This is a genomic window from Helicobacter cappadocius, from assembly GCF_030688855.1.
Lineage (GTDB): Bacteria > Campylobacterota > Campylobacteria > Campylobacterales > Helicobacteraceae > Helicobacter_J > Helicobacter_J cappadocius.
The window spans coordinates 174,728-190,484 of record NZ_JAUYZK010000001.1 but is presented as its reverse complement, the minus strand read 5'-3'; the positions used below and the strand labels follow the sequence as shown (position 1 = coordinate 190,484).

10 protein-coding genes are annotated in these 15,757 nt (G+C 35.4%); 6 read left to right on the top strand and 4 right to left on the bottom strand.

All coding sequences use genetic code 11. The features are described from left to right. Nucleotides 1-460: 460 nt before the first annotated feature. On the top strand, nt 461-655 hold the full coding sequence (locus Q5I06_RS00880; protein WP_305516316.1) for a hypothetical protein: 195 nt from the start codon (nt 461-463) through the stop codon (nt 653-655). Nucleotides 656-853: 198 nt separating this feature from the next. Here Q5I06_RS00880 and Q5I06_RS00875 read toward each other — a convergent pair whose 3' ends face one another. Further along, nucleotides 854-6,049: an autotransporter outer membrane beta-barrel domain-containing protein gene (locus tag Q5I06_RS00875; RefSeq protein WP_305516315.1), complete on the bottom strand. Its 5,196-nt coding sequence runs from the start codon at nt 6,047-6,049 to the stop codon at nt 854-856. Nucleotides 6,050-6,470: 421 nt separating this feature from the next. Here Q5I06_RS00875 and Q5I06_RS00870 point away from each other — a divergent pair, with 421 nt between their 5' ends. After that, on the top strand, nt 6,471-7,109 hold the full coding sequence (locus Q5I06_RS00870; RefSeq protein WP_305516314.1) for an NAD(P)H-dependent oxidoreductase: 639 nt from the start codon (nt 6,471-6,473) through the stop codon (nt 7,107-7,109). 9 nt (nt 7,110-7,118) lie between these two features. On the opposite strand, the gene Q5I06_RS00865 is transcribed toward Q5I06_RS00870, so the two are convergent. Continuing rightward, nucleotides 7,119-8,135: a glycosyltransferase family 4 protein gene (locus tag Q5I06_RS00865; RefSeq protein ID WP_305516312.1), complete on the bottom strand. Its 1,017-nt coding sequence runs from the start codon at nt 8,133-8,135 to the stop codon at nt 7,119-7,121. 80 nt (nt 8,136-8,215) lie between these two features. Beyond that, the gene (locus Q5I06_RS00860; RefSeq protein ID WP_305520901.1) at nt 8,216-10,747 is read right to left on the bottom strand and encodes a TonB-dependent receptor plug domain-containing protein; all 2,532 of its coding nucleotides are present in this window, start codon (nt 10,745-10,747) and stop codon (nt 8,216-8,218) included. Nucleotides 10,748-10,872: 125 nt separating this feature from the next. Here Q5I06_RS00860 and Q5I06_RS00855 point away from each other — a divergent pair, with 125 nt between their 5' ends. From Q5I06_RS00855 to Q5I06_RS00840, 4 genes are all read left to right on the top strand, one after another. After that, nucleotides 10,873-11,454, top strand: coding sequence for a phosphatase PAP2 family protein (locus Q5I06_RS00855; RefSeq protein ID WP_305516310.1), 582 nt, complete (start codon nt 10,873-10,875; stop codon nt 11,452-11,454). Between the two features lie 231 nt (nt 11,455-11,685). Beyond that, complete coding sequence (locus Q5I06_RS00850) at nt 11,686-13,371, top strand: methyl-accepting chemotaxis protein (RefSeq protein WP_305516309.1); 1,686 nt, start codon at nt 11,686-11,688, stop codon at nt 13,369-13,371. Then, entirely contained in the window at nt 13,368-13,931 is a 564-nt protein-coding gene (locus Q5I06_RS00845) for a CheB methylesterase domain-containing protein (protein WP_305516308.1), read from the top strand. Before Q5I06_RS00850 ends, Q5I06_RS00845 begins: the two co-directional genes overlap by 4 nt. Beyond that, nucleotides 13,921-14,775 (top strand): CheR family methyltransferase, encoded by an 855-nt coding sequence (locus tag Q5I06_RS00840; RefSeq protein ID WP_305516307.1) that lies wholly within the window; start codon nt 13,921-13,923, stop codon nt 14,773-14,775. Before Q5I06_RS00845 ends, Q5I06_RS00840 begins: the two co-directional genes overlap by 11 nt. Here Q5I06_RS00840 and lpxD read toward each other — a convergent pair whose 3' ends face one another. After that, the gene (gene lpxD / locus Q5I06_RS00835) at nt 14,776-15,747 is read right to left on the bottom strand and encodes a UDP-3-O-(3-hydroxymyristoyl)glucosamine N-acyltransferase (protein WP_305516306.1); all 972 of its coding nucleotides are present in this window, start codon (nt 15,745-15,747) and stop codon (nt 14,776-14,778) included. Between the last annotated feature and the right edge of the window lie 10 nt (nt 15,748-15,757).

Here is a 15,757-nt window from a genome sequence, read left to right as displayed (position 1 = left end):
CCTAAAACGAAACGCCCTAGAATAAAGAATTCTGAAGAATTGTAGCATAGAAGAATTTAAGAACATACCCACTCTATCAATTCCTTATAGCCTTTCAAATCACTCCTAAAATCAATACAAAAGATCAAAAAATCTCTTTAGATTTGTTTTATCAATAGATATTCTTTTTGAAAATCTTAGATACAATCTTGTATTTTTTATTAGGTTATGGGGTTGATTTGGCTTCGACAGGAGCTGTATCGCTTGAGCTGCATACCAGCTGCACGCTGTAAAACTGCAAACAATAATAAACGCAAATAATACAAATTACGCTCCAGCTTACGCAAAAGTCACTCTTAGGAGCTGATTAGCTTGGTGATACTAGCTAACCTTTCTGATCATAACAATCATCATATTTTTTGTTAAAGCACAATCTTGATACAATAATCTTCATTACAACTAATTACAAGGGTTTTAAAATATGGCATGTAAATTTTGTCCCAAAATCAAAAGATTTGACATTTTTTTCATCATTATTGTTTGTTTGGCAGTCTATGGAGTAGATAAATATCAAACTCACAAAAGAGAACAGCAACGTATCAAAGAATTTGAAAAACTCCAAAAAGATTGTCTATTTGGAAATAATGATGCTTGTAAAAAAATTTATGGAAAGTAATATTTAGATGTGTAAATCATAGAGTTTGATATTGTCGATATTTGTGATAACTCCTCCCCTTCTCCTAAGAAAAAAATGACAACTAATATGGGTATTAACGGAGTTTTATATGCTTATGTTCACATTCCAATTAACATATCTAATCAAACTCCTCCTTCTTTTGTGAGCTTACTTAGAAGGAAGGAGTTTGTATATATTTTATTTTTTGTTAGAAGGCTTGTTGTTATGGAGTGGATTATTTACAGGTGTGATGACTCTGCTTTTTTTACCAAAGATATATCTTCCTCCTAGTGAGATGAGGTAATCTTGTCTGAAGATGCTCGAACCAAATCCAACATCTAAATCCACATATGCTCTCCAGTTGCTAGAAATAATAGAATTCGCTCCTAATTGCAAAAGTCCTGTATTGCTAACAGGAATGCTATGTGTAGCAGAAGAGAGATTAGAGTTCATCGAAATATCTCCGATGTTTCCATCTAGGACATAAGAAAGCCCAGCTCTAAAATCCGTCTCATTTCTGGAGGTGATGAGTCTATAGCCCATATTCCCTCCGATTTTTACTCTGTATAAGAAACTTGGATCAAACTTGGTATTTAAGAAAGCATCTCCTTTTATCCGATCTACATTTCCACCTCCAAAATATCCCAAAGTAATTTCAGCAAGTGGATCGATATAAAATTTTTTATTTCTATCTAAAAAGAAGCGATAACCAACTTCTTGACCAAAGGTGAGTGCATTGGTATTGTAATTGATAGCAGATGTTGTATCAATGCTGAGTTTGTTGTTGATAAAAGCATATTTCAAAATAGAATCCGTATAAAGCCCACTATCTGCTACATAAGAATAATACGCACCTAGTTCTATCATATTTGCATTGCCTTTGAGATCGACTGAAGAGGCATTTAAATTACTGTATCCATAAGATATTGCTACTCCTACATATTGGTTTGCATCTCTAAGATCGCCCACAGAATAATCATACCCAGCTTGAACATTGGTGAAGATATTCCTTACAGCTATACCATAATCAGAGCTAGTCATTCCGTTGAAAATCCTCGCCCAAGCTCCTTGTGTATAAGGATTGTTTCTGAGTTCCCCAAGTCTTTTGTTCAAGTCATTGATATTGCCTAGGAGAATGGATCGGTTAGAATTCAGAGCCGCTTTAGAAATATTTGCAGCTTGTGTATTGATAGAGCTTGATATTGAAGTTAGATAGTAGTTGCTATAGGTAGCTCCACTTGTTGCAGTAGTAGGATCATTGCTATTTTGATCAAGCACAACAATACTTGATTTGATCGTATCAAATCCTTCATTATTGAATATCTGTCCAGTTTCAAAGATTTTTCCACCATCAATAGAGCCACCATTAGCTATTGAAGCAATCAGGAGTTTTTCTCCATCTTGAAGTTCTGTTGGATGGGAGAGGTTTTGATAGATTTGCATGATGTTGTTTTTAGAGTTTGTAGTATTAGTGACTACCAACCTATCAGAAGCATTGTTTCCAGAGCTATCTTTTCCAAAAGAGAACTTGAACACAACATCACTCACACCATTAAGATTATCAATATTCAAAGTAGAATAGTTATCTTTTTTTACTAGATTATGTGGATCTGCATTGGTTGCTAGATCTATGATGGTGTTGTTTTGTGCAAGAGTTGCTGCAGTAAGAGAGGATCTGTCAATATAATCATCACTGCTGGATGTTAGGGTTTGGATTGTAGAGTCTTTTGTAAAGACAAGCTTACTTCCTTCGGAGAGATTGACAGAAATAGGGGTATCTTTGATTTCCATACTTCCGACAAAGGCCGAGTTTGGATTCAAAGTAGCGATGTATTGTTTTTTGCTTGTGGAGGTAGATGTTGAAAGTGAAGCGATATTTCCTACCAAAATCCCATCTAAGTAAGCCTTATAGATGAGTGTTCCATCACTTCCTACAAATCCATTGATTTTGCTAGGATCATCATCTTTGAGACATTTGCTACTATCAGCTTTACAAGCAGCCATCTGTGCAGCTTGGGTAATAGAAGAGAGCTTATCTACACTCAAACTTGCAAAATTCTCAGGATAGAGATTTCTATAATCACTCAAAAGCGTATTTGCCTTAGAAGCGTCTAAATAAATCAAGACACCATCTTTATAGGGTATTTGACTTGGATCTATATCTGAGGCATCTGCAGGTGTATCTGTATCTGTAGGTGCGGAATCTGTAGTTGTATCCATGGAATCTGCTAGAATTAAAAGTGTCCTTCCACCGCTATAGTGTATGTTCGCTTTTGCAGAAAAAGGGCCAGTGATAAAAAATCCATTAACTGCACTATCTTTGGTGTAGATATTATACACAGGGAGTCTATCTGGGATCTGCTCAAGAGTAGAAGCAAAAGTTTGTATGGTAGCCATATCAGAAATATATTCGACAAGACTGACCGCCCTACCAGTAGCTATGATGGTGCTACCATCTGGATCAGCATAGAGGGTTTTGGTAAAACTTACATGAGTCCCTGCATCTCCGTATGTATAGATACCTCCTTTAAAAGAGATGGGTTTGCCATCTGTAGGATTAAAATCTACATCAAGCCCTCCTCCAGTGTTTAATATTGGAGCAGTAGTGCTTGCACTTAGATTTAGGCTATTATTTCCAGAGAGAACTTGGATGGCTTTGATGGTTGTATCATTATTATTGATGATATTAGCACCCTTGAGTGTGAGGGTGTTTGCAGAGAGGGAACCTCTAAAATAACTCCCGTCTTCTAAGACAACATTTCCATTGGCATTGTTAAATACTGAATGATTAGCAGTATCGTCTTGTTTTGTGACCAATACACCATCAAAAAACGAACCTGTATCTAAAGTGAATTGTGAATAATCACCTAGATAGAGGTAGTTTTTGCTTCCTTTGGCAAAGAGGGTGCCTTTGAAGGTATTAGGAGTAGCAGCAGTTCCTTTATCGAGAACCAACACCACTGCATCATCATAATTGCCAAGTCCATTAGGAACTTTTTGGCTACTATCAAGCTCGAGATAATTCCCCCCTGTTGCGCTATCTCTAAAAGTACCTTCAAACCCAAGATTAGCACTAGGAGAAGAGAAGTGATATAGATTATTAGAGTTTTCATTAGGCTTGAGGAATAGTGCAGAAGTGGCGTTGATATTGATCGCACCTCCTCCTGTAAGGGTTACCAAACTCCCTCTAAAAGCAGAAGGAGAGTTTAGATTGATACTAACGCCACTATCTAAGGTTAGGCGATTGTATCCTGATGAGATGAGTGCACCTGTGAAAATAGATTTGTTTGTCATATAAAAAAAGCTATCTTGCATCTTAATAGTGTTTTTTTGATTGCTTGTAATGTCTGCTTTGACAAAAGCTGTTACATTAGAACCGGGGAGAAGAGATAATGTCCCACTGTCTAAATGGATATTGTTTCCAGCAGCACCTGTGATGAGCCTACCTTCATAGGTAGAGATGTGAGACATATCATCATTGCCACTTGTTTTATAAACACCAGAAGTGTTTTTTTGCGCGATACCATTAGTAATAGTGTAATCCCAATAAGTGAGATGGAGATCTAAAGTCGCATTTTTCATAGGGGTGCCATCATCAGCTATACCTGTGGTGATATTGCCTCTAATAAGGGAGTTGTCTCCTGCTACAATGGTCAGATCGCCTTGATTTTTGATATCTTCTCCAATCATATTGGTTTCATTCAAAGCGATAGCAAGTTTAGGTTTGTACGTGGTATCATCAGAGAGACTGGTGATATTGTTGAAATTAAAGGTCGATTGCCAAAATCCTAAAGACATATCTACAACAGCATATTTAGAAGGATTTTTAGGATCAGTAGAATTAAGATTTTTTGAGGATATGGAGATATCTCCATTGAGGGTGGATTGCCTGAACATCACGCGGGTGATGGGGTTACCTTGAGTGACGTTACTAGTACTGCTTGTTATATTCCCGTTCATTGTAGAATCTTTGAAAGCAAAATTTGCCCCTGTACTAGAGACTCCATATGGACTATCTGCATAATGGAGATCGCCGTTTAAAACACTACCGTTTCTAAACTCAAATCCTTCATTATTGTTACCACCTGTAAAGGTAGAGTTTATCCAGAGGATACCTCCATTCATAGTAGAGTGATCAAGATAGCTATCATTTATCGTTCCGAAGTAGTTGAGGATAGCCCACCCTTTTTTTCCACTTTTGACATTGAAGGTGCTATTTGTGGCTTTGATAGGGAGGCTGTTATAGGCATCTAAGTCGATAGCACCATTAATGGTGCTATCTGTCATTGTCAGACTCCCCCAACCTCCAGAAACAAAAATCACATTATGGTCAACAGGATCTTTGCTTCCTATGATGGAGTTATTAGTCATTGTGATATTTGTAATTCCACCATTGATTCCAATATAATCAGCAGAGGAGTGATCCAATGTGAGTGTGTTGTCCTTGTTTAAAATTCCATCGTGACCTCCGCCCATTTGATTGATATTATGTACAGATGAGTTTTTTAAATTTACAAATGTATGTGCTTGGATGCTGATGTCGGCATTTAGATTAGAATCTTCAACGTTGAAGTAATGCATTCCATTCACAAAATTGAAGTTGGTTTTAGTATCGCTATCAGGATTGACTTGAGTGTTTCTTAGGGTGAGGTGACTTTCAAAATGAGCATCTGCAGAGATGTCTTTAAAGTTCCCATACCAGGTGCTATTGTCAAACTCAGTCCACATTATCGCAGAAAAGTTCGGAGATTTGGTAGCGTCATAAGTGGCGGTAGAATTGATAATAATATCACCTTTTAGCACAGAGCCATTAGAAAATGTCAGATGTACTTGGTTACCGGGATTGTTAGAAGCGTTTATAATACTTCCAGTGATATTGCTATGATCGAAGGTGAGATTGTCATTTTTCCATTTTCCATCACCATAAGCAGTAATAAAGCCATTTATGTCGGAGTCCTTCACAACCAACTTATAAAAAGATCCAAACAAATCTGATGAAATTTGAGAGTCTGTGATTGTTTTTATATTATTGGTGTTTGCAGATATATTCAGACGGGGGGCAATGAGATTGATACCTTGAAAGATCATATCTGAAATCGTGCCGTTAAAATTTTGCAAAGTAGAGACGTGTTTGACATAACCACCATATGTAGTCCCATTATATGTAGTCAGAGTATAGACTTGTGCATGATTTTGAAAATTGGCATCGCTATTGGTGAGAAAGTAAAAACGATTACAATTGGAATTTTCTGCCGTACAAGCACCAGAGTCTATGGTGTCAGCATAAGCTGTAAATGGGAATAATGAACCTGCTAAGGTGAGAGAGAGGAAAAAAGGTCTGCTTGTGAGTGAAGCTATGAGTTTGGATTGAAAAAGATTTAGAAAAGAAAGCAAACAAGAAGAGCGATTTTTTCTACCAGGAGGTGGGGATTTGGAATAAGATATGTTATCACAAGGAGAACAAAGAGAAGATTCTGATAAAAATAAATCTTCGGGAGTAGCTAGTTTTCTATAGCCCCCCCCCCCACTGAGTGCTTAAAAAATTTAATTCAGTTTTCATTAAGGATCCTTTTTTGGAATAAGTTGTTATTGAGAAGTAAAACTTGCAATTATAAAACAATTTTTTATTATTTTCATTTACAATATGGTTAAAATTTTTTCTCAATATCACAGTATTTTTAAATTATGTAGAGAGAAGGTATTATTTTAGGATGGTTTTCTTCAGATATGTGAGTAGTTTTATAGTTCTGATTGACCTAAAATAGCAATCTTTGGTATGATTTGAGATATAAAGATTTGATATTAAAGGATAAATATGCAAAAAGATGAGGTTTTAGAAATACTTAATCGTCGCTATTCTTGTAGGGACTTTGATAGGAATAGAAAAATTCCAAATGAGGATTTTGAGGTGATTTTGCACTCAGGGAGATGTGCGCCTAGTTCGCTAGGGCTAGAGAGCTGGAAATTTGTAGTGATTACTAATGACTTGCTCAAACATCAAATCGCAGCAGATGCACCGGGCAATCAAGATAAAATAGAGGATTGTTCTCATTTGGTCGTGGTGTGTGCTGTGATAGGTGATGTTATCAAACCTGATTCTAATTATCTCAAAAAACTTTACAAAGATGAAAAATACTTCCAGAGCATCAATTCAATGCTAAAGTCTGTGAGAGAAAATCGCTTGAGAAATGATGAAAAAATGATCGAATCCTATGCTAGAGAGCAGTGCTTTATTGCCATAGGTCAGATGACGCAAACTGCAGCAATGCTAGATATTGATTCATGTATTATCGGAGGATTTTATGCTGCAGGGCTTAAAGGGCTACTAGGTCAATATATGAACACAGATGATATTAATCCTGCATGTCTTCTTAGCTTTGGATACTCTAAGAAAAATACAATTCCACCAAAAAATAGAAAACCATATGAAGAAGCGATTAAATGGATTTCTTAAATACCAAAATTAAGAGCTAGATTTGTTGAGTTTTGTATAAATGACTGAATAAATCACCACAAATGCCCCGCAAATTGCTATGAGCATCCAAGCATTTTGCATAAAAACAACAGAAAGCACCATGAAGGGAAGATTTAAAAGCCATATAGCGACTGCTGTTAGGGGGTTGCTTTTGAGTTTTTTGTGGATGAGCATATGAAAATGTTTGCCATCAGGTGACATAGCGGATTGTTTTTTGAGTTTTTTGCGAATGATGGAAAATACCACTTCCCACACAGGATAAATCATAATAGAGAGTCCAAACCACGCAGAAATCCCTGAACTTTCTTTTGTAAGGATAGCCAAAAGGGTGGCGATAATAAATCCTAGCATATATGCACCACCATCTCCTAAAAATATCTTTCCTTTTGGAAAATTAAAAACCAAAAACCCAATAGATGCTCCAATTCCAATTAAGCAACTTAGGAAAACAAAATCTATTTTTAAGATAAATGCCACTATTGCAATGCTAATAAATGCCATCAAGGAAATTCCCCCGGCAAGTCCATTGAAGCCATCTATAATATTGACAGCATTACAAACCCCAATGATTCCAAACAAACCTAAGGCAATCCCCAAAAAATAAGGCAATGCAAGGATCGGTAATAGATTTGTGATGGAAATATCCATCCCAAAGACCGCTACAGCACTTCCTAATAGCTGGATCAATAAACGAGTTTTTGGAGAGAGTGAAGCTGAAAAATCTTCAAGCAATCCACTACAAAAAATAATAGCTATTGCTATGAGAAAATACAAATTCGCTTCTTTGAATAATAAAAAACTCACAAAAAAACTCAAAAATATTCCTATTCCCCCAGATCTTGGAGTGGGGATACTATGAAATCCTTGAGGCTTGAGGGTGTCTATTTTGTCAATAAAAATATGAAATTTGTTTGAAGCTAAAATTACGATAGCAGAGATTATCGTAGAGATAGCAAATGCCACAAGCACTGTTTGCAAGACGGCATCGTTGCTTGAAAAATCCATAATCAACCTTTGAGTTCTTTTGATGGGATTATATAGTAATTTTGTTTTTAGGAAGATTTTGAATATTTTTTTAATTTTCTTTAAAACTCATAACCTACCTGTATATAAAATGATCTACCAGTTTGGTAGGTTGGAATAAGAGCAGTGTTTTTCTTTTTGATAGTTTCTGTTTTTGCACTGATGATGTTGAGATTGTCAAATACATTAAAAATATCTAAATAAATAAAAACCATATTTTTCCCCCAAAGATTTTTTTTCAAACCGATTCGGGCATCCCAGTTGAATGTATTTGGAAAATCAAAGGTTTGATAATTGTCTAGTTCTTCTCCTTTGGAGCTTGTTTGCACTCCGTTGATAGCGATAGATTTATAGCCACTTTTGTAAGCAAAGAAATTTGTCCAAGTCAGATCAAAAGTTGAAATTTTGATTTGTGAGATAGTCGTAAAAGTAAGACTATAGGGTTTATTAAAATCATTTGGAGGGAGGCTGTTGTATTTAATGATCTTGCCATCAAATATAACATCAACATCATTGAAAGCATTGCTATTTAGAGAACTTGCGTAATCATTATAGTTTTTTTTGATATTGCTATAGTCTGCTCCAAATAAAAATGACTGTTTGATATTAAAAAATTCTATAGGTTTGATAGTGGAAAAGCTCAGAGTTATAATATCGCTCACACTTTTTCCGTCATTTGTATAGGTGTAATAAAGCGTCGTATAATCAGGATCTTTAGGCAAAGAAGCGATTTTTGAGCTTACTTTTGTGATCTCGTCTTTTCCATTGCGGTGAATGTATTTCAAGTTCCCTTCAAACTGCCAAAATCTCTGCGTAATGCCCACCACAAATTCGTCGTTATAAGGTATTTTTAGGCGATTGAATTGAGTGTTATTTTTTTGCTGAGATATTATTGCTTTATCCCAAGTTGTTTTTTCATTTGTTCTCTTATAGGTACTTTGCAGGGCAGTTCTTCCATCATAGAGGCGATAAGCTAGGAGATTTCTGCCATAGTATCGATTGATACCTACTATGATATTGGTGTTTTTATTACCAAAAACATCAAAAGCAAGAGCTACTCTTGGGGCTAAGGTGATTTTTTTCATATAGGTATCTCCGCTTATTCTAAGTCCTGGACGAAAAGAAAGCCTCCAAATTCTCAGATCATCTTGAAGATAAAATCCATAGCCGAAATTATCCAGATTGATTTTTCCAGCTTTATAGACATTTAGCCATTTGAAATATTGTCCGGCATTGTTTTTCCATATGGAGGATTTTTCTCCTTGAACAGGGGAGTTGGAGCAGTATTGTTTTTCAGCACATATACCCCCTTCTTTGATAGCACTGAGACTAGAGCCTGAAAAAGTATCTTCAAGCCTTTGGTAGTAGCTACTGCCAAAATCTAGCACCAATCCAGTAGAAATTAAATGATAGGTTTTGAAGATTTCAAATTCTTCAAATTTTAAATCGCTTTTGTACTCTATGGTTCTTTGGATGGTTTTAATATTCCCCCAAGCACCTTCATTACTTCCTTTTCCAGGAGTCCCCCAGTCTTTTTCCTCTGAATATTTCCAGCCCTTAAAATAATTTTCTTGGCTTTTTTTAGAATTTTTCAATTCGCTATAAGATAGGTTATTGACAAAAGTTAGAGATTTGAAATTATAAGTAGCTTTTAAAGACCCTTGCAGTCCTCCAGAAAGAATAGAAAATTCAGAATTTTTAGCATTTTTAATGAAGTATTGGTTGTTTTGTGGAGCATAAGTGAGGCTAAATGATAGATTTAGATTTTCAATACCATCATAGGTCGTTTTTAGAAAATAATTATAAATATTTCGATACTGATTTTTTTGTATTTGTTTTTTATATGATGGAATATATTCTTTTAAGGGAATGGTGGAATTTACGCTTGAAAAACTTCCAATGATTCCGAAATGTTTTCCCAAATATCCCGAAAGATTTGCACGAATGAATTGTTTGAAAAAATAAGGTTCATTGCTACTATCGCTAGAATTTAAAAGAACTTCATTGTCAGATTCATACAGATGGTATTTGGTTTGTGCAGAACTAGTGGTTTGATAAGAGAGCTTTGCACTGAAGTTTTTGCTAGGATTTTTGGTTGTAACATTTATCACGCCTCCTTCAAAACCTCCATAACTAGCCGAAACATTGCTATCATAAACTTCTATTTTTTCTATCAAAGATGAATCAATGCTGATGCCTTGAGATCTTCCGGGTATATCTGTAATGGAATTAGGATTATTACTAGCTGGGTCGAGATCATTGTTCATGCTTATTCCATCAAGATTAAAAAGATTTTGATAAAAAGCTGCTCCATTGATAGAGATGTTTGCAGGGTCTATTTCGCCGGGTGTTTTGGAGCTTTGATAAGAATTGCTAAATTGTACATTGGGATTGATTTTTAGCAAACTTGTAATATCCCCATTTCCAGAAGGAAAGTCGTCTATAAATTCTTGGGTAATCTTAAAAATGCCCCCAGCCTCATAAGAAACAACCTTATTTCCCTCAACATTTATTTTTGAAATATGATAATCTTTCAATGACTCTCCTTGAACTTGTATGATGGATACCAAACAACAAAAAAATATTTTTCTCATAATTACCTTTATTTATAATAATAATGATAATTATAATATTAAATATATTTCAAATATTTTAAATCCCTTACGAGGTTTAAATATGATTTTTTATATAATTGTATTTACAGATACAAGGGGTTTTGATGAAAAAAATAATTTTTGTTGCGATAGTTTTGTGGAGCTCTTGTGTGAATAGTGCATCTGCTAAAGGTGATTTTGAAAGATTTGGAGATGTTTTTAGACTTTTGCCTGTTTTTGTGGCGGTGGTTTCGCTGGGGATGAAAGATTATCGAGGGTTTGCAGAACTTGCTGTGGGTAGTTTGGTAACTCAAGGAATTATAGAAGGTGTGAAGCGGAGTTTTGATGCTGCTCACAAAAAAGGCTATAATGTGGCTTTTGCAAAACGACCTTGTTGTGATGATTATAAAGGTATGCCAAGCGGTCATGCAGGAGGTGCTTTTAGTGCGGCAGGATTTGTATTTTATCGATATGGATATAAACCCGCACTTCCAGTGATTACACTTGCACTATTAACAGATGCCTCCAGAGTTTATGCTGGTAAGCATAGTATTTGGCAGGTTGCCACAGGAAGCCTTATTGGCTGGGGGGTTGCTTGGATAGTCACTAGCAAATATGTGCCAAAAAATCTTAGCATCACCCCTGATATAGATTCAGATATAAGAGGACATACGAGTTATGGGATAAATGTAGCCTATCGCTTTTAGACCTAATTTTTTAACAATCCCATTTGGCAATCCTTGTGAATGCGAGTAGATAATAATCAAATTAGTTTTGAACTATATAAATTTTTGATGGTATTTTTTATTTCTAATAAAATAATATTGTAAAAATATTATTTTAGATATAATTTCGGCGATAGAATTTAAGTCTGTTTTATAAATGCTAGAGGCAGACCTATTCTTAAAATATTTTAATATTAAGGCTAAGGAGTTTTTATGACGATATCTTCTCGTATTATCGCAATATTGGTTGGTTCTATGATTCTGCTTACGGGGATTATTATTTTCAGTTCCTTTAAGCTCAATGCCAATATTGAGCAATTTCTCATTGGAAAACTTGATCAAAGTGCAGTTGACGAGAGAAAACAACAACTTAAAGATGCTTATGATCTCATCGATCAAGCCACACATGTAATGTGGAAATCTTATGCTAGAGATGGAAGAATGACCTATTTAGAGGGAGATATTATACAGATACTTAAAAATATCAATGCTGGAGATAATGCTATCTATCCTCTTATTATTAAAACCGATGGAACAATACTCTTTGATCCTGTAAATCCTCAAAATGAAGGAAAAAATGGAATCAGGGTAGTTTCTGCTGATGGCGTTCCTTATATCAAGAATTTCATTGAGGTTTCTAAAAGAGGTGGAGGCTATGTACAGTATAAAATGCCCAAAACAGAAGGTGGCGTACCAGAAGATAAGATTGCTTATGCGCAAGTCGATAGAGATGCTGGTTATATTGTAATAGTAACTGCATATATTGGAGATATTTTAAAAGCAAATCAAAAAATCAAAAACGAGGTTTCTAGTTCCATAGAAGATGGTCTTATTAAGTTTGTGATTATTGGATTGGTAGTAGTTATTTTGATTGCCACAGCTTCTTTCTTTTATGTGCGTCAAACCATCATAACTCCTTTGAAAACCTTGATTCACCGTGCTAGAAATTTATCTAGTGGAGATGGGGATCTTACTAGAAAGCTCGAAATCAGAGGCAAAGATGAGGTCGCACAAGCAAGTGAAGCTATCAATAATTTTATAGAAAAAGTTAGAATTCTTATTGTGGAGGCAAAACAACTATCTACAGAGAACTCTTCTATCGCTCATGAGCTTAGCTCTACATCATTGCAAACAGGGAATCGTGTAGAAGAATCTACAAATATTGTTTCTGATGTAACGACCAAAAGCAAAGAGATCAAAAAAGAAATGCACACATCTATTGATGTAGCACAAGGCAGTAAAAAAGATCTTCAAGAAGCTAGGGAATATGTGCATACTGCCAATGAAGCTATTGGAAATCTCTCTAATCAGATTGTCATATCTGCAAAAACAGAAGCTGAACTTGCTGTAAAAATCGAGCAGTTAAGCAAAAATGCTGATGATGTAAAATCAATCCTCTATATCATTGATGAAATTGCCGATCAAACAAATCTTCTTGCACTTAATGCGGCTATTGAGGCTGCTAGAGCAGGAGAACACGGCAGAGGTTTTGCAGTGGTTGCTGATGAAGTTAGAAATCTAGCAGAGAGAACGCAAAAAAGTCTCACTGAAATTAATTCTACAATTTCTGTAATAGTCCAAGAAATTTCAGATGCAAGTGAGCAAATGAACAAAAATTCTCAAAAAATTGAGGAATTGACACATATTTCTAGCGAAGTTCAAGATAAAATAACAAGTATGAACAAGATTATGAATGATGCTATCACCACTGCTGATAAAACTGTAGATAATTATATTGAGACCGGAAAAAGTATCGAAGGAATCATACAAGGCGTTTCAGGAATCAACGATATTTCTACTGAAAATGCAAGAAGTGTAGAGGAGATTGCTAGTGTGGCTGAACACCTTAATAAAATGACAGAAATCTTGAATAACAAACTCGCCGAGTTTAAAACTTGAAAAAATCAAAACTCGTGCTTATCGGGGCATCCACAGGTGGCCCCGGTCATCTTAATAGGCTCTTAAAAGGCATCAATAATTCTAATACCCCTATCGTTATTGCACAGCATATGAACAGCGTTTTTGTCCCTTATTTTGTTTCGCAATTTGGACGTGAAATGAATATGCAGGCTATAGAAGTCTCAAAAAAAGAACTCCTTTCCCCTAAGGTTTTTGTATGCAGTAAAACATCGGTTCTTTCTGAAGATACACCTCTTAGCCTTATTCCCAAAGATGTAGAAAGCATTTATAATCCCAATATCAATGTTTTGTTTCAATCAGCTGTGAATATTTGTGGTTTCATTGATGTGTTGGCAATTCTTCTCACGGGTATTGGAGATGATGGAGCAAAAGGACTTTTTGATCTTTATCGTGCTGGTGCTACTTGTATTGCAGAGAGTGAAGAGAGTGCGATTGTTTATGGAATGCCAAAAAAAGCAAAAGAGATAAATCCTGATGTGAATGTGATGCATTTAGATGACATCAGAATAAAGTTGGAGAGTTTCTTATATGTTTTTTAGAAAAAAAGAAAAAGAACCTATTGTTGAAGAAAAACCAAAACTTGTTCCTCTTCCTAGTGATGATGATGGTTTGGTGGAGTTTATTCAAACTATCAAAAAGATATCTGGAGTAGATCTCACTCCAAAGCAAGATGTTATCAAGCATAGGTTAAGTTATTTTGCACAAGCTCACAGTATTGCGACCTTTAGGGATTTGAGTAACAAAATTTTGGGAGATTCGCTTTTTAGACAAGAAGCACTTAATCTGGTTACAGTGAATGAGACCTACTTTTATAGAGAGTTATTACAACTAGAGATAGCTGTTGATTTTGCCAAATCTCTACAAGGGAATATTAGAATTCTTTCAGCCCCATGCTCTAGTGGAGATGAAGTTTATTCAATAGGAATGCTTATTTCTCAAGCAGGGATCAATATAGATAGAGTGTCCATATGTGGGATTGATATCAATTCTGATGCTATTAAACAGGGCGAGGAGGGTATTTATTCTGCTAGATCTTTGCATCGTTTAAGTAATGAATTAAGAAATAGTTTTTTTGATCCTTTGGGGAAGGATTTTAAAATCAAAAAAAGATTATTGCCAAAATGTGAATATAAACTGGTCAATATTTTTGATGAAGATTTTTTAAATTTAGGAGAGTTTGACATTATTTTTTCACGCAATATGATGATCTATTTTGACGAAGCCTATCGCCTTAAAACAATAGAAAGGTTTTATAAAGTCTTAAAAGATAATGGTCGAATGTATGTGGGACACGCTGATTTAATACCCAATAGTGTGCTTTTTGATAAGAATATGATTGGAAGGGTTGTTTATTATCAAAAAGCGAAAAAATATTTGGATTGATTACTCGCTTTTCTTTTTGACCATTCTACGTAATGTTACGAAAAATTTCATCCATTCATCTAATTCCATAAGTGGATGACCGCCCCATTTTGTGTTTGGTGGAAGATTTTTTCCTACAGCGCCCCTCCCTGCTATTTGGGTAAAATCTCCAATATGAATATGTCCCCCTGTTCCTGCTTGACCACCCATAACTACATTTCTTCCTGTGCTGGTAGATCCTGCAAGTCCAACTTGTGAGACAAGCAAGGTGTGTTCGCCAATAGTGCAATTATGACCAATCTGAACAAGATTGTCAATTTTTGAACCTTTTTTGATACGTGTTTCTCCAAATACCGCTCGATCAATAGTGTTATTGGCCCCTATTTCAACATCATTTTCAATGACGACCTTGCCGTTGTGCTGGATTTTTACATGCTCACCTTTTTCATTATGTGCATATCCAAATCCATCACTGCCGATAATTGTCCCTGCATGTATAAAAACATTACTACCAATGTGTGTATCTCTGTATATAACGACATTAGGAAATATTTTGCACCCATCTCCGATATTTACATTATCGCTGATAACTACTCCAGGCATCAGGGTGCAATTTTTACCTATTTTTACATTATTGCCTAAAAATACATTTGGCATTATTGTCGTATTTTCACCGATTTGTATTTGATTTTTTTCTGCTGTTGGGTAAGCAAACTCATCTTTAGCAAAAAAAGCAGAAAGTTTGGCAAAAGCTAGATGTGGATTTGGGACAACGATTGATTGCATATGAGAGGGGACATGGGTAACATCTTTTTCTTTTATAAGGACTGCTCCAGCTTTGGATTCTTTTAGGCTTGATAGATATTTGTTTTGATCAATATAGCTCACTTCATTTTCTAATGCACTCTCTAAAGGCGCAAGTGCTTTTACTTCAAAATCCTTATTGAGGGAAGTGTCTATTCCTATGGATTCTAACATTTTACTAAGCTTCATTTCTTCTCCT